Annotated in this window: 16 protein-coding genes; 8 read left to right on the top strand and 8 right to left on the bottom strand. The window is 51.6% G+C overall.

Features of this window, described 5'->3' with window-relative positions:
• The first annotated feature begins 12 nt into the window (after positions 1-12).
• The gene (locus tag L3K52_10465) at positions 13-1251 is read left to right on the top strand and encodes a DUF1501 domain-containing protein (protein ID UOG90629.1); all 1239 of its coding nucleotides are present in this window, start codon (positions 13-15) and stop codon (positions 1249-1251) included.
• 6 nt (positions 1252-1257) lie between these two features.
• Here L3K52_10465 and L3K52_10460 read toward each other — a convergent pair whose 3' ends face one another.
• A complete protein-coding gene (locus L3K52_10460) occupies positions 1258-1704 on the bottom strand; it encodes a PAS domain-containing protein (protein UOG90628.1) in 447 nt (148 codons plus the stop codon).
• An 88-nt stretch (positions 1705-1792) separates the two neighbouring features.
• On the opposite strand from L3K52_10460, the gene L3K52_10455 reads away from it, so the two are divergent.
• Positions 1793-1990: a hypothetical protein gene (locus L3K52_10455; protein UOG90627.1), complete on the top strand. Its 198-nt coding sequence runs from the start codon at positions 1793-1795 to the stop codon at positions 1988-1990.
• A 10-nt stretch (positions 1991-2000) separates the two neighbouring features.
• On the opposite strand, the gene L3K52_10450 is transcribed toward L3K52_10455, so the two are convergent.
• The gene (locus L3K52_10450) at positions 2001-2249 is read right to left on the bottom strand and encodes a hypothetical protein (protein UOG90626.1); all 249 of its coding nucleotides are present in this window, start codon (positions 2247-2249) and stop codon (positions 2001-2003) included.
• 59 nt (positions 2250-2308) lie between these two features.
• Here L3K52_10450 and L3K52_10445 point away from each other — a divergent pair, with 59 nt between their 5' ends.
• The 3 genes from L3K52_10445 to lolD are packed head-to-tail and all read left to right on the top strand — an operon-like array spanning position 2309 to position 5493.
• Positions 2309-3556 (top strand): lipoprotein-releasing ABC transporter permease subunit, encoded by a 1248-nt coding sequence (locus L3K52_10445; protein ID UOG90625.1) that lies wholly within the window; start codon positions 2309-2311, stop codon positions 3554-3556.
• A complete protein-coding gene (locus L3K52_10440; protein ID UOG90624.1) occupies positions 3549-4820 on the top strand; it encodes a lipoprotein-releasing ABC transporter permease subunit in 1272 nt (423 codons plus the stop codon). The genes L3K52_10445 and L3K52_10440 overlap by 8 nt, the downstream gene beginning before the upstream one ends.
• Complete coding sequence (lolD, locus tag L3K52_10435; GenBank protein ID UOG90623.1) at positions 4813-5493, top strand: lipoprotein-releasing ABC transporter ATP-binding protein LolD; 681 nt, start codon at positions 4813-4815, stop codon at positions 5491-5493. The genes L3K52_10440 and lolD overlap by 8 nt, the downstream gene beginning before the upstream one ends.
• On the opposite strand, the gene L3K52_10430 is transcribed toward lolD, so the two are convergent.
• A complete protein-coding gene (locus L3K52_10430; GenBank protein ID UOG90622.1) occupies positions 5490-6047 on the bottom strand; it encodes a DUF2062 domain-containing protein in 558 nt (185 codons plus the stop codon). The genes lolD and L3K52_10430 overlap by 4 nt on opposite strands.
• 55 nt (positions 6048-6102) lie before the next feature.
• Between L3K52_10430 and L3K52_10425 the strand changes: the two genes are divergently transcribed.
• From L3K52_10425 to purH, 3 genes are all read left to right on the top strand, one after another.
• Positions 6103-8403 (top strand): DNA internalization-related competence protein ComEC/Rec2, encoded by a 2301-nt coding sequence (locus tag L3K52_10425; GenBank protein ID UOG90621.1) that lies wholly within the window; start codon positions 6103-6105, stop codon positions 8401-8403.
• Between the two features lie 113 nt (positions 8404-8516).
• Positions 8517-10841 carry a hypothetical protein gene (locus tag L3K52_10420; GenBank protein UOG90620.1) on the top strand — a complete coding sequence of 775 codons (2325 nt, stop codon included), beginning with the start codon at positions 8517-8519 and terminating at the stop codon, positions 10839-10841.
• A gap of 93 nt (positions 10842-10934) precedes the next feature.
• Positions 10935-12503 carry a bifunctional phosphoribosylaminoimidazolecarboxamide formyltransferase/IMP cyclohydrolase gene (gene purH, locus L3K52_10415; GenBank protein ID UOG93994.1) on the top strand — a complete coding sequence of 523 codons (1569 nt, stop codon included), beginning with the start codon at positions 10935-10937 and terminating at the stop codon, positions 12501-12503.
• A gap of 47 nt (positions 12504-12550) precedes the next feature.
• Here purH and L3K52_10410 read toward each other — a convergent pair whose 3' ends face one another.
• The 5 genes from L3K52_10410 to L3K52_10390 form a co-directional block, all read right to left on the bottom strand.
• The gene (locus tag L3K52_10410) at positions 12551-12910 is read right to left on the bottom strand and encodes a hypothetical protein (protein UOG90619.1); all 360 of its coding nucleotides are present in this window, start codon (positions 12908-12910) and stop codon (positions 12551-12553) included.
• A 106-nt stretch (positions 12911-13016) separates the two neighbouring features.
• Entirely contained in the window at positions 13017-13748 is a 732-nt protein-coding gene (locus L3K52_10405) for an arginyltransferase (protein UOG90618.1), read from the bottom strand.
• A 3-nt stretch (positions 13749-13751) separates the two neighbouring features.
• Entirely contained in the window at positions 13752-14456 is a 705-nt protein-coding gene (locus L3K52_10400) for a Crp/Fnr family transcriptional regulator (GenBank protein UOG90617.1), read from the bottom strand.
• Between the two features lie 86 nt (positions 14457-14542).
• Positions 14543-15202: a DUF3365 domain-containing protein gene (locus L3K52_10395; protein UOG90616.1), complete on the bottom strand. Its 660-nt coding sequence runs from the start codon at positions 15200-15202 to the stop codon at positions 14543-14545.
• Positions 15203-15287: 85 nt separating this feature from the next.
• Positions 15288-15755: a hypothetical protein gene (locus L3K52_10390; protein ID UOG90615.1), complete on the bottom strand. Its 468-nt coding sequence runs from the start codon at positions 15753-15755 to the stop codon at positions 15288-15290.
• Positions 15756-15757: the final 2 nt, after the last annotated feature.

Below are 15757 nucleotides of genomic sequence, written 5' to 3'. Positions count from 1 at the left end.
CGGGGAAACACTATGCAACGTCGTGATTTTTTAAAGTACATGCTGTCATCCACCGTCGCGGGCAGCGCGTGGTTCGCCAATGGAATGCCGGGCATTGCCACCGCTCAAGCAGCGGCAGCACCGAAAAGCCTGATCGTGATTTTCCAGCGCGGCGGCTGTGATGGCTTGAATGTCGCCGTGCCTTATGGGGATGCAGTGTATTACAACTTGCGCCCCACCATTGCGATTCCTCGCGCTGGGCAAAGCGGTGGCGCATTGGATTTAAACGGCTTTTTTGGCTTGCACCCCGCGATGAGTGCCTTACACAAGCTGTATCAGCAAGGCAATGTGGCAGTCTTTCCCGCAACGCATTACCCCAACGCCAGCCTCTCGCATTTCGACAGTGAGCAATTTATCGAAAGCGGTGTCATCAGCAAAACCAGCAACGGCTGGCTGAATCGCCATTTAGAAGCTTCCAGCAATAGCAGCGGAATGCGCGGCGTGAGCTTCGGCACAGGCATCGATCAAGCGCTGCGCGGTAAGGTATCGGTGTCGTCCTTCAATGATTTAGCCACGTTCGACTTGGATATGGCCGCCACCGCCGAGCAACGCATGACGGCTCGCTTGCAGAAGATTTACGCGCAAAACCCGCACTTGGGTGGTCATAACGGGATGCGTATCCAAAATGCTGGGCGCACTTTATTCGCTGACCTCGCACTGGTGCAACAGTTGGATGTGAAAGGCTATGCACCCGCCAATGGCGCGATTTACCCTGCCAATACGTTTGGCACGCAATTGCGTCAAGCGGCACAATTAATCAAATCCGGCGTCGGCTTGGAGTTGGCAACCGTGAATCTGGGCGGCTGGGATACGCACAATGCCCAAGGCAACCAAGTCGGTTATCAAGCCACTATGCTGAAGATTTTTGCAGACGGAATTGCGGCGTTGTATGCCGATTTAGGCACTGCCATGCAGGATGTCATGATTCTAACCATGACCGAATTTGGGCGCACAGCAGAAGAAAATGGCAGCCAAGGCACTGACCACGGCAACGCGGGATGCTGGTTTGCTATTGGTGGAGGGGTAAATAGCGGCGTGTACGGACAATGGCCGGGTTTGGAGAAAGCACAACTTTACAAGGGACGTTATCTGGCACACTCAGTCGACTTTCGGGATATTTTTGGAGAAATTGCCAGCAAACATTTGGGTAACACTCAACTCGCCAGTTTGTTGCCGGGGCATAGCCACACACCCCTGAATTTTCTGGCATGAAGGCACTCAGCCACCCAGTGCCGCCAAACGCGCTTTGACTTCAGCCAATTCGATCTGCAAAGATACCAGCTCGGTTACGTCTTTTTGTACACCGATATAATACATCACGCCCTCTTCTTCATCGAAGAATGGGCTGATGCTCAAATCATTCCAGAAGAGGGTGCCATCTTTGCGGTAATTGCGTAAAACCACTCTGACGGGCTGTTCAGATTCGATGGCGATGCGAATTCGGTTGAGTTCGGCTTGGTCACGGTCATCACTTTGCAAAAACCGGCAATCCTGATACAAACAATCTTCCGCGTTATAGCCTGTCATTTGTTCAAACGCACGATTAACATACAACAAAATCGTGTCATTGCCTTCGCGCTCGGCAATCGTAATGCCATGCTCTGCATAGTCGATTAGGGATTGCAGCAATTCGGGGCGAATAGCAGAATTTTTAATGATTTCCATGGTGCCTATCCAGTCATGAGTTAAGCAAAATGATACCATTAATCCACGATAAAACACCTATTCAGCCCGTTCAGCGAGGAAAATGATTATGATGAGTTTACTGGCAGCCGTTGGCTTCATGCTGGTCTTAGGGGGAGTCACCGCACTGATTATCGGTGGCGTGCGCTACTTTTTTCCCTTCGTGGATGAATACATTCCAGAGGAATTCAAAAAGCCGCTCACCGTCCAGTTTGCGGCGTATTACCTACTGGCAGGGCTGTTATTACTGCTGATTCAACCCACCTAAGGCTTCACGCTCAATGCACGACTGTATGCAACACCGTATGCCGCTCGAAATACACCGAGAACGTGCCATATTGCCATACCGTAATCCGAGGCCAGCGCTTTTTGACCGGATCAGCCGATTGACGTACCGACTGCGGTTCGCCGTATTGCGCCTTAACACCGTTCATGCTCATGCCACGGCTGGGATAGTCCGCAAACGCAGTATTGGCGAAAAAAGCCATCGCCAGCAACACAGCACTAAACCATTTCGACAAACGCATGTCTGATCTCCCGATACTTCACTATTAAACGACACTCATCACCTGTACAATCGCCACCCATGTTTACACCACTCGAATTATTTATCGGACAGCGCTACACGCATTCACAGCGGCGTAACCGTTTCATCTCGTTCATCTCGTTTGCCTCCATGCTCGGCATCCTGCTGGGAGTCATGGTGCTGATCACGGTCTTGTCGATCATGAACGGGTTTGAAAAGGAACTCAGAGACAAGATACTGGGTGTGGTTTCCCATGTCACGGTTTCGGGGACAAATGGGCAACTCACGGATTGGACGGCAAAAATTGACGGACTAAAGGCACAGCAACACGTCATTGGCGCGGCTCCTTATGTGCAAAAACAAGTCATGCTGACCAATGGTAATCTCATGCGTGGCATTGTGCTGCAAGGCATTGATCCCAAACTGCAAAGCCAAGTCAGCGATGTCAATTTCAAAATGCTGGAAGGCAGTTTCAACAGCCTCGCCCCGCGTGATTACGGCATTGTTTTAGGTGTCGAAGTCGCGACCGCACTCGGCGTCATGCCCGGCGATAAAGTCACGGTCATTGTGCCGCAAGTGCAAGTGACGCCTGCGGGCATATTACCGCGCTTAAAACGCTTTACCGTCACCGGCATCTACCAAATCGGACACCCCGAATACGACGGCATGACCGGCTTTGTGGAACTCAGCGATGCCTCGCGGCTGTTTCGCTTGGGTGACAATATCGGCGGGATACGCTTAAAGCTGGATGATTTATTCGCCGCGCCCGCCATCGGGCATGAGTTGCAAACCCAGTTAGGCAAAGAATTTGAGGTCGTGGATTGGAGCGAAGAACACGGCAGTTTCTTCCGTGCCGTCAAAACCGAACGCATTGCGATGACCTTGATTCTGTTTTTGGTGGTATGCGTGGCGCTCTTCAATCTGGTCGCTTCGCTGATGATGGCGGTGAATGATAAAGAATCGGACATTGCCATTCTGCGCACCTTCGGCATGTCCGGTCAGCGCATTATGCGCATCTTCATGATTCAAGGCAGTATCATTGGCATCTTCGGCACACTGGTTGGCGTGGGCTTGGGCGTGTGGCTATCGCTCAATATTGATACCGTGATTCCGTTTTTGGAAAACACCTTCGGCTTCAAAATCTTTTCATCTGACGTGTTTTACATCAGCGAAATCCCCTCCGATATGCGCTGGGAAAACGTGATTTGGATCGGGGTTGCCTCGCTGATTGCCTCGGTATTGGCAACGATTTATCCCGCTTGGCGTGCCTCGCAAATCCAACCGGCGGAGTCACTGCGCTATGAGTAAAATGTTCCAGCCCATGGAGCTGTTTGTCGGCTTGCGTTACACCCGTTCGCAGCGGCAAAAGCATTTCATCTCCTTTATCTCTTTGGCGTCGATGATCGGCATCGCGATTGGCGTACTGGTGCTGATCACCGTCCTTTCCGTGATGAACGGTTTCGAGCAAACCATGCGTGAACGCATTATGGGTATGTTGGCGCACGTCACGGTATCCGAACACGATTTGGGCGTATCCGACTGGCAAAACGTGCAGAAAGAACTGCTCGATTTCCCGCATGTCAAAGCGGTTTCGCCGTTCATTGAAAAGCCCGCCATGTTGAATCAGGGCGACGAAGCCCGCGCTGCTGTCCTGCAAGGCATTGTGCCGGAGCTGGAACAAAACGTGAGCACCGTATTCCAGCACGTTGTCAAAGACAAAGGCGACATGATGAAATTGCAACCGGGCAGTTTCAACATTGCGATCGGCGCAACCATGGCAAAGGAGCTGAAAGTCGATGTCGGCGATGCCCTAACCCTCGTCAGCCCTAGCGAAAATGCGCTGGAAACCGGCGAAATGCCCGCATTGCAGCGTTTCACGATTGTGGCAATCTTTCGAGTGGATATGCAGCAATTTGACACCACATCCGCTTACGTGAACCTTGAAGACGCCGCAAAAACCTTCGGGATGAACGCCGATGTGACGGGTTTACGCATGACGCTGGATGATTTGTACCTTGCCCCCAAAACCGCCGAAACGATTTTGCAACGCATGGGGCAAGCATGGCCGGATATGTGGGCAAATGACTGGACAAATTTGAACAAAAACCAGTTTAAAGCCATTCAAGCGCAAAAGTCGGTGATGTTTATTATTTTGCTGCTGATCATTGCGGTAGCGGCGTTTAACCTGGTGTCTACCTTGGTGATGGTCGTTACCGATAAGGAAGGCGACATTGCTATTTTGCGCACATTGGGGCTGTCGTCAGGACGGGTTATGCAAATTTTCATGGTACAAGGCACTTTAATTGGCGTGTTTGGCACCTTGATTGGCGTGGCGTTAGGCGTGTTACTCTCCACCAATCTGGATGTGATTGTACCGTTTCTGGAACGTTTGTTTGATACCCATTTCATCAACGCCGATGTGTATTTCATTAGCGAACTTGAATCACGGGTCAACCCCGGCGATGTGATGGTGATTGCCTTGAGTGCTTTGTTTATGTCCATTCTCGCGACGCTTTACCCAGCTTGGCGTGCGTCCAAAGTCCAGCCTGCGGAGGCATTGCGTTATGAGTAAAGTGATTATTTCTTGCCAACAATTGGGCAAACGTTTCACCGAAGGGCGGCTGGATGTGCAGGTATTGCGCGGGGTGGATTTGGCGATTCATGAAGGGGAAAAAGTTGCTATTTTAGGCAGTTCAGGCAGCGGCAAAAGCACTTTACTGCACTTAATGGGCGGTTTGGATTTGCCATCCACCGGGCATGTAGAAGTCCTCGGCAAACGCATGGATCAATTGTCCGATACCGAACGCGGCGTATTGCGTAACGAGTCGATGGGTTTTATCTACCAATTTCACCATTTACTGCCCGAATTCACCGCGTTGGAAAACGTCGCCATGCCCTTGCTGATTCGCGGGATGAAAGTGGCGGAAGCCAGCGCTCAAGCCAGCGATATATTGGCAAAAGTCGGCTTGCAAGAGCGTCTTGACCACAAACCTGCCCAGCTTTCCGGCGGGGAACGCCAACGTGCCGCGATTGCCCGCGCATTGGTGACGCGCCCCAAAGCCGTGTTAGCCGACGAACCCACCGGCAATCTCGACCAACACACCGCTGACAATGTGTTCAACTTAATGCAAAGCTTGAACGAAGCGTTAGGCACGGCGTTCGTGGTTGTTACCCACGACCTGCAATTGGCGGCAAAAATGGATACCGTTTACCGTTTGACTGATGGCGTATTAACTAGCGCCTAATCAGTTGAATCTTGGTCATCTGTTGGCGGCGGTACTGGACGGTTTTTGCGTTCGCGCCGCTCTCTTAAATGCCTGAGCAGATGCAAGCGCCAGAGCAAATGCACGCCGTAGTAGCCCGCAACGGATGACAATATTGCCGTGATAAAAATACCCAACAAAAATGGCTTCCAAATGAGAATCAACCCATTCATGAGCCAATCCAAGCTAGGCTCAAAGTTGAAACCGCCGGGCGGGTGCCCCACAATCGCAGCGCCCACCAAATAAGCACCGTACAACATCGGTGGCATGGTTACGGGATTGGTCACAAACACCAATACCACCGCCAAGGGTAAATTCGCTCGAAAGAAAACGGCTAATAATGCGGCGATAATCGACTGGAATGGCACGGGAATCCACATGCAAAACAAACCGATCGCAAAAGCCGAGGCTACATTGCGGCGATTCAAATGCCATAGACACGGCAGGTGCAGGGTATCGCCCAAAAACTGGAGATGCTTGTGTTCTTTCAGTTTGTCAGGGTTAGGAAATAGCTTACGCAAAAATTTTCGCGGCATGAACTTTTAACAGCAATAACAATTAAGGTCATTCATTATCCATGGTTTGCAAAATATGCGCACCTTTTCAGTGAGTTTTTTTATTGGCACGCTCGTCTTATGGGTACTGCCGCGCCTACCGCTGTTCGATGCGCTGTTTTGGGGAAGTGTTGTTGGTGGCAGTGGCTTGATTGCTGCGGCATGGCATTACCGGCACCGACAAACCGCTATTTTATTGGCTGGCGTGTTATTAGGCAGTGTTTATGCATTGTGGGTAGCCGCTGGCGTGAGGGCTGATTGGCTCCCCGCTGCGTGGGAGGGTGAAGATATTCTGCTCACTGGCGCGATTGCGGAGGTACCCGAACGGCGGGCAGATGGCAGCAGTTTTCTGTTTGATAGCGATAGCGCCACCTATCAAGGACGTTTGCGCGTCGCCTGGTACGCGGAGGATGCACCCACACTGCAAGCGGGTGAGCGTTGGCAATTGCTGATTCGTGGCAAACGCCCCAACGGTTTCATGAATCCGAATGGCTTTGATTACGAACAATGGCTGTTTTCACAGCGCATCGGTGGCAGCGGCTACGTGCGCGAATCGGCGGATAATCAGCGTTTAGCTCCAGCAGCATGGTGGCAACCGAATTATTTGCGCCAACAATTGCAGGAAAAAATCGCAGCGGCACTGCCTGATTCGGGCATGACTGGCTTGGTGCAGGGGTTGGCGATTGCGTATACCGCCAGCATTCCGCAGCAACAATGGGAAGTGTTGCGCCAAACCGGAACGATTCATTTACTGGCGATTTCGGGCTTGCACATTACGATGGTGGCAGGCTTGGGCATTTTGCCGGTGTGGGGAATTTGGCGTTTGTTTCCGGCATTGTATTTGTGGTTGCCATTGCGGGTGGCGGCTGGATTATCCGGTGGGGTATTGGCAACGGCGTATGCATTGCTGGCAGGGTTTAATATTCCCACGCAACGCACCCTGATTATGTTGCTGGTGGTGATGGCGGGCTTGGTGTGGCGGCGGCAAGTGCCGTTCAGTATCACCATGAGCATCGCGCTGTTGCTGGTATTGCTGCTCGACCCCTTGGCGAGTTTGGCAGTGGGCTTTTGGTTATCGTTTTTGACGGTAGCGTTGCTGGCATTTTTGGGAATGCGTCAGCGTAAACTGGGGAAAGCATCCGTCGTCTGGATGCAGTTGGTGTTGTCGCTGGGAACACTGCCACTGGCGGCAGGCTTTTTCGGGATGATTTCACTCAGTTCGCCTATCGCAAACTTGCTGGCCATTCCCATCGTTACTTTTGTGGTCACGCCGTTGGTATTGCTGGGCATGGTATTTGCCGGTTGGTGGGAAACCGCCGCCATGTGGATTTGGACAGTTGCCGCCGCATTGCTGGAATGGCTGATGTGGGTATTGGAATGGCTCGCCGCCCTGCCCTTGTCGTCGGTCTACGTGCCGTTGATTCCCTTGCCTTGGCTAGTGTTAGCTCTGGTAGGATTCATGCTGTTGTGGTTGCCGCGTGGTGTACCGGGGCGTTGGCTGGGTGGGTTGCTAATGCTCCCGCTGATCTTGTATCAGCCACCCAAGATAGCGCCGGGAGCGTTTCGCCTCAGCGTGCTGGATGTGGGGCAAGGCTTGGCAAGCGTGGTGCAAACCGCCAACCATACCTTGGTATTTGATACAGGTCCCAAAGTGTCGGACAGTTTTGATACCGGCGAATTGGTGGTGTTGCCGTGGTTGCGCGGGCAAGGCATTCACCAAGTCGACACTTTAATCGTGTCTCATGCGGATAACGATCACAGCGGTGGCGCTAACGCATTGCTGAACGCCCTACCCGTCACGAATCTGCTGGTCAGTAGCACCGACATACTCCCGCATCATCACCCCAATTTATGCGTGGCGGGGCATTCATGGCAGTGGGATGGCGTAACTTTCACGGTTTTACACCCCGCTGTGGATTTCCTCGACACCAAGGAGAACAACCGCTCGTGTGTATTGAAAATAGCAAATGCCGCTCACAGCGTGTTATTGACTGCCGATATTGAACGCCCCGCCGAAAAATGGTTACTCAAGCAGGGCACTGCTTTACAGGCAGAAGTGTTACTGTTACCGCATCACGGCAGTAAAACCTCGTCCAGCCCAGCATTCATACAAGCGGTGGCGCCCGCGCTTGGGATCGTTACCAGTGGCTATCGTAACCGCTTCAATCACCCGCATCCCAGCGTCACCCAACGTTACGAAGCGCATGACATAAAATTACTGGACACTGCCAAAACCGGCGAATTGCGGCTCGATTTTCCTGCCAATCCCGCAGCCCTGCACTGGCGCGAATGGCGCACCGCAAAAATGCATCTCTGGCACCGTTACCTAATAAAGTAACGTAGCGAAACATTATTATTTATGCCAGAATCTAAGCAATTTCAACATTGTTCATCTCGCAACCAGGATAGGGATTTCCTGTCGTTGTATCCCCGAAGTGCTCAGGAATTATCATGAAATTGGAAGAAAAGGATCTCGACATCTTTAAAAAGCTGGATTCAAACGTTTATCTGACCCTTAATGATAAGCAAGCCTTGAAAACCAGCGTGGATGAATTAGCCTTGCGTTTACAGGAACGGGATCAGCGCCTGCGCGAAATAGCGGGATTATTGCTGGAAAAAGACGGGCATATTCGGGTACGTGACGCACGGATTGATGAGCGCGATAAGCGCATGGAAACCCTAGCACGCTTGCTGGGTGAAAAAGAAAAGCTGCTCACCCAACAAAACCAATTACTCGAAGAAAAAGAAAAAGCCCTGCGTAGCCGTGATGAAGGTGTCGTCAACCGTGACCGTGCCGTACAACAACGTGACGCCATCCTGAGTGACCGTGACAGCCGCCTGAGTATCCTTGAACAAAACCTTGCGCATTACGAAAAACTGTTGCAGGAAAAAGAACTGCAAATCCAAATGCGTGACCGCAGTCTGGAAGACAAAGACCGCTCACTCTCGCGCATTGACCAAGCGATTCAGAGCAAAGACAAACTGCTGCAAAGCCGCGATGACAGCATCGGCAAAAAAGACCAGCAATTGCTGGATCGCGAAGCCTTATTACAAGAGCGCACGCGCCAAACCTTGGAGCAGGAAAAAATGCTCAAGGAACGCGACAAGCACCTCAGCGAACGCGATAACCATATTTCAGAGCGGGATCGCCAATTAGCCGCCCGCGATTCGCACATCGACCTTGCGAACCAGCATTTGCAAGCGCGGGATCGCACCATTGCTGACCGTGATCAGCAAATCCAAAGCCGCGAAGTCTTGCTCAAAGAAAAAGCCACGCTGCTGCAAGAACGCGATCAACGCATTGGCATTCAGCAACAGCAAGTCGAAAAGCGCGATACCACTCTCAGCCAACGTGACCGCGAACTCAGCGAACGCGACCGCACCGTTGCCGAACGGGACAATGAATTGCGCTTGCGGGAAGAGGCCATCCGCAGCCGTGACCAGCAAGGGCTGGATTTTCTGCAAACCATTCGCGAACTCGAAGACCACTTGCAGGAGCGCGACAGCCAACTCAATGAGCGCGACCGCCAACTGATGATGCGTGACGAGCGCATCAATAAAGCGGATGAAGATTTACGCGACCGTGACACCCGCCTCTCCAGCCGTGACCGCACGGTCGAAGAGCGCGATGTGCAAATTACCGAACGCGACCGCCGCGTCAAAGAACGCGATATTTCCCTGCGGGAGCGCGACACCCGTATCAGCGGGCAAGATTTGCAATTGCGCGAACGCGACAAGCAATTGCAATTGCGCGATTCGCAAGTACAAAGCCGCGATGTCACCATCGGCGAGCGCGATCACAGCCTGAAGGAACGCGATTTACACATTACCCAAATCAACGGGCAAATGCAGGAACGCGATGAAACCATTCATGCGCGGGATTCGCTGCTGACTGAGCGCAATGCCGCGATTCAGCAACGTGATGACAGCGTGCGCGAACGCGATTTCCAACTGACCGAACGCGACCAAACCGTTCAACAACGCGATACTTCGCTGCAAGAGCGCGACCGCCACATTCAAAATTTGGGTGAATTTCTCACTGAACGCGACAGCAGCTTGCAAATTCGCGATACCGAAATTGCCGCGCGGGATGAGCAAGTTCGTAACCTGCAATTGGAAGTGCATTTGCGTGACCAAAGCATTGCCGAACGCGATGTGCAATTGCAACTGCGCGACCAAATCGTGCAAGATCGGGATGAATTCCTCTCCGAACGCGAAGAAACGCTGGCGGAGCGTGACGCTACCGTTGCCGAACGCGATGCCCAAATTGAACAGCGTGACCTGCAACTGCAACACAAAGAGGAAGCGTTGCAAGCCCGTGATCAGCAAATTTACCAGCGCGATACCGACATTGCGAAACGCGATACCAGCCTGCACGAACGCGATGTCACCGTGTCACAACGCGATGCGCAACTGCAAGCCCGCGACGCGCAACTCAACAAACGCGACACCAGCTTGCATGACCGTGACCAAACCATTGTGGCGAAAGAAGCGCATATCCGCCGCCGCGATGAACGCTTACAGGAACTCACCTTACGCATCCAACATTTGGAAAATACCCTGACAGAAAACCAGCAACAGCTACAACACCGCGATGAATCCCTGCACCAACGCGATTTGATTATTGCGCAACGTGACCGCCAGATCGACAGGCTGGATAAAAGCGTGGTCAAATACGCGGCAAGCTCCCAAAGCCTGTTTATTAAAGGTGCAATAACCGGCTTAGCCGCCGCGCTGGTATTTGTCTTAGGGTTGCGTTTAATGGCGATTATTTAACCAACGCATACGGCATTGCAGCAAATCACCCCACGGCATAGAATACTGTGTTTTTCGCCTCAGGATTCAAACACGATGACGACTGCCTCTAACTTGCCTGTCACCCGCGCTTTGCTGAGCGTTTCCGACAAATCCGGCGTGCTGGAATTTGCCCAGTTCCTGCACAGCCAAGGCGTACATTTACTCTCCACGGGTGGCACTGCCAAGCTGCTGGCGGATAATGGCGTACCCGTCACCGAAGTGTCCGACTACACCGGCTTCCCGGAAATGATGGATGGGCGCGTGAAAACCCTGCACCCGAAAATTCACGGCGGCATTTTGGCACGTCGCGGACAAGATGATGCGGTCATGGCAGAGCACAACATCGGGCGTATCGACCTGATTGTGGTGAATCTCTACCCATTTGAAGCCACCGTTTCCAAACCCGGTTGCAGCTTTGCAGACGCGGTTGAAAACATCGACATCGGCGGCCCCACGATGGTACGCGCCAGTGCGAAGAACCACGCACACGTGACTATCGTCACGGAACCCGGCGATTACGCGCGTATTCAGGCGGAAATGGAAGCCAGCGCAGGCTGCATCACCCCTGCTACCCGTTTTGATTTGGCGATTAAAGCGTTTGAACACACCGCACGTTACGACGGCATGATTGCCAACTATTTCGGCGCACGGGTTGGCGAAGCCAGTCATGCAGCACCCGCGACATTCCCGCGCACTTTCAGCCTGCAAGTCGAGAAAAAGCAAGATTGCCGTTACGGTGAAAATAGCCATCAAGCGGGCGCGTTTTACGCGGAATACAACGCTCCACAAGGCAGCATTGCCACCGCTGTCCAGATTCAAGGCAAGGAATTGTCTTACAACAATATCGCCGACACTGATGCCGCGCTCGAATGCGTCAAGCAATTCGACGGCGCACCGGCTTGCGTTATCGTCAAGCACGCTAACCCGTGCGGCGTTGCCATCGGCGCGAATTTGCTGGAAGCTTACAACCGCGCTTACAGCACTGACCCTGAATCCGCGTTCGGCGGCATTATTGCATTCAACCAACCGCTGGATGGTGAAACCGCAAAAGTCATCGTCGAGCGTCAGTTTGTGGAAGTCATTATCGCACCAGGGGTTTCGCCTGAAGCGGTTGCGGTGGTCGCCGCGAAGAAAAATGTGCGCTTATTGACCGTGGACATGTGGGGTGAAGACGTTCCCAATCGCTTGGACTTCAAACGGGTGAATGGTGGCTTGCTGGTGCAAACGGCTGACATTGCGCTGCTGGATGAGCTGAAAGTCATGTCTACGCGCCAACCAACGGATGCCGAGTTGCTCGACCTGCAATTTGCTTGGAAGGTTGCTAAATTCGTCAAATCCAACGCAATTGTGTATGCGAAAGGCAATATGACGATTGGCGTGGGCGCGGGTCAAATGAGTCGTATCAATTCAGCACGGATTGCAGGCATCAAAGCGGAACACGCGGGTCTGGTTGTGCCGGGTTCCGTAATGGCGTCGGATGCATTCTTCCCATTCCGCGATGGTATCGACAGCGCCGCCGCCGCAGGTATCAAAGCGGTGATTCAACCGGGTGGTTCCGTGCGTGATGAAGAAGTCATTGCCGCCGCGAATGAACACGGCATGGCGATGGTGTTCACCGGAATGCGCCACTTTAGGCACTAATAGCTACTGAGTAGTTACCACAAAAAGGGCGCAATAAGCGCCTTTTTTCAATACGGTACGTGGAACAGTTGGCGAATGCCCTGTTTCATGCGACTGCTGGCACTTTCTGATTGTGATTGCGAAGCAGCAAAGACTTCACGCGGCGTATAACCAAACGTTTCGTTAAACATGCCAAAGTCGATGCGAAAACTTTCACCTTCGACGTAATAAGAAAGCAATTCGACTAACGGCATTTCGCGGTCGTGATGCGGTCGAACGGTTTTAATGAAACCTTGACGGCTTAATTCGGTTGTCGCTTTCACAATGCGTTTGCGATTATTTTCATCGACAACGTGCCAAGCGATTAGACCACTTTCCGGGGTTGCCTGATCATGATCAATGGCTTTTAGGGTAAATGTCTTAATCATCGTCTGTTTCCTGTGACCCACCAATAACAGTAAGTTATCATAAAATTTATGTATGATAAACATAAGCCAATGAACCAAAGATGAACAGAAAACAATGATTGATCAGTTAGGCCTGATCAGCCGCTAACGGCGTCCAGATGCCATTAACCAAACCTTCGATGGGTTGAAAATTAATTTTGTAGCGCATTTTAGGCGATTCTGCTATCCAATAGCCGGGGTATACAAATGCCAGACCGCATTGACGCGCTTGCTCAATTTGCCACAGCACCGCAAAAGTGCCCAAGCCGCGTGCTTCACCCGCAGACGGCTCGAAAAAGGTATAAACCGATGACAAACCGTTGCTTAACTCATCAACAGCCGCTACCGCCAGTAACTGCTGTTGTTCCCAGAACTCAACCAACAAGGTGTTGCACCACCGCGTCAGCAAAAATCCGGCAAACGTATCCATGCTATCGGTATCCATGCCCCCACCTGCGTGGCGCTGCTGGATATAATCCCGGTACAAAGCAGCGTATTCGTGCTTAAAACCGTTACGGTTCACCACTATGCGTAAATCTTGGTTGCGTTTCCAATTGCGACGCTGGGAACGGTTAGGTTTGAAGTTGCTTACTGGAATCCGGCTAGAGGTGCAGGCGCTGCAATGCCGACAATGTGGGCGGTAAACATCACCGCCGCTGCGCCGAAAACCGCTGTCCAATAAACGCCCGTACAATTCCGACGTCATGTTGTAACACGGGTCGACCAACAAATTCACCGCCTGATGATCAGGCAAATACGGGCAAGGATGCACAGCAGTGATGTATAAATTGAGACTGGCTTCTGCTGACATCCGATTCATGTGCTAACAACTCCCATTAGAGCAGACTGCTTTGCGCAGGCCATCGACATTTTCAAGTTGAATACTACCGCGTTGTTCGTTCAGAAACCCTTGACGCTTCCAATCAGACAGAAAACGGCTCACGGTCTCAATGGTCAAGCCCAAGAGTTCGCCTATTTCGGCGCGGGACAAGGATAAAGCCACCCAGCCACCATTGCTATTTTCACACCAACGAATCAGGAAAGAAGCCAGACGTTCAGCCGCTTTTTTAGCACCCAATTCTAACATCATGTCTTCGGCTTCACGCAAATGCTGAATCCAACGTTTCATCATGGTGTTTTCGATTTCAGGATTTTGTTTTTTTAACGCAGACAATTCCGCTAACGGCAAACGGCACACTTCAATATCATTAAGGGGAATGGCGGTATGATTATAAGCTTCTCCGGCAAAACCGTCGAAACCAAACAAATCGCCCGTGCGCAACACACGTACAATCTGGGTGCGCCCGTTGGGAAGGGTTTTAATCAGTTTCACCAAGCCTTTGCGCAACGTAAAAGCGGTAAGGGAATGATCGCCCTGATAATAAACGGTTTCATCGGCAGCATAGTTGACCACAGACGGCTGAAATGCCTGTATTTCAATGAGCTTATCCATCGGCAATTGAGCAAAAATACTCAAATGCCGAATTTGGCAGGATTGGCAGTGTCCCCTACCCTTAATATTTGACATACCCTCTCCTTAGTTTTACCGCTGGTGCAACGGCATATTAACCTTATACTTTAAGTGTATGGAGAGGGCATGGCAAGCAGCCCGCATTATGGGGCGAGATTTTTCACAACAACAAAAGCACCACGTAAATCGCCTTCTTTATACCCAACCGCTTTGTCTTGCGGGTACAGTTCAGTCAACTTCGCGCTAACCGCTGGGCTGATTTCAGTACCGTGGCATTGCAAGCAATTAGCAGCCGTCGGAATCGCTTTCATAAAACGGAACTCATTGTTCACAATTTCAGCATGAGCAAGCGTTGCGGGGTCTTCACCTGCCGCTTTTTTCGCTTCAAAATCATTCAACACCGCTGTTTGCCATTCATTTGCTTGACCCATCACTGGGTTGCGGTTTTTCAAGCTGACGCGGGTAATTTCTACGCCTTTTTCAGCCGAAACCGCTTTAGCAATCGCCGGAGCGCGTTCTTGGCAGATGCTCATGGATGCTACCGGACCACCGGCTTTCATCGCTGCTTCGAGTTCGCCTTTGAGGGTACCTGCTAGGGACTGCACCGCGCCTTTCGCCGACTCTACCAAAGCCGCTTTATCAACAGCCGGTGCAGCAGACGCTGCGGGAACAGCCTGGGTTGCAGCGGCGGTTTCGGTTTGCTGAGCAGGCATAGCAGCAGGTGCTTCAGCCGCCTTTTCTGCTTTTTCGCCACAAGCCGACAGCAACGCCGCTAAACTTACCATTACGAGATACTTATTCATATCAACACCTTCATACTTATAAAATAATAACCTAAAACACGTCGGACAAACTGCCTAAACCCTTACATCCACGCATTGAAAAAAATCAAAAATTGTCGGCCAAACCTGCTTCATCCTTCACGAACAGAATATTGTCGACTTTGCCTGACTTGACCTTAACCACGGTAACGTGATCTTTCTGACGCGGCATAAAAGCTAAATCTTCCGCCGCATACCCCAACACAATCGTGTAAGGGCGTTCCTGCATTTTCGGAATCGCAAACATTTTAGTGATCATGCTGGGCATACCGCTAATATCCGCCAAAAAATACGCCTGCTTGCTGGTCAGGAAATCGGGGGTTTGCTGTTTCAAATAATCGTTGACCAAATCAGACGCCGGTTTTTCAATCGTAAACAACAGCGTTTGTGCATCAGGTGCAACCGTGACGGGTTTATCGTGCTGATCTTTCAGCGTAATCGCGGGCAAACTGTCGCCGACTTTCAGTTCAGCCGCAAACACGGCAGCGTTCAAGCCCAAGCACAACAATGCGAGTAATAACAATTTTTTCAACATAA

The sequence above is a fragment of the Candidatus Thiothrix sulfatifontis genome, assembly GCA_022828425.1.
Classification (GTDB): domain Bacteria; phylum Pseudomonadota; class Gammaproteobacteria; order Thiotrichales; family Thiotrichaceae; genus Thiothrix; species Thiothrix sulfatifontis.
The sequence above is the reverse complement of the archived record's forward strand: the minus strand, read 5'-3'. Positions and strand labels throughout refer to the sequence as shown.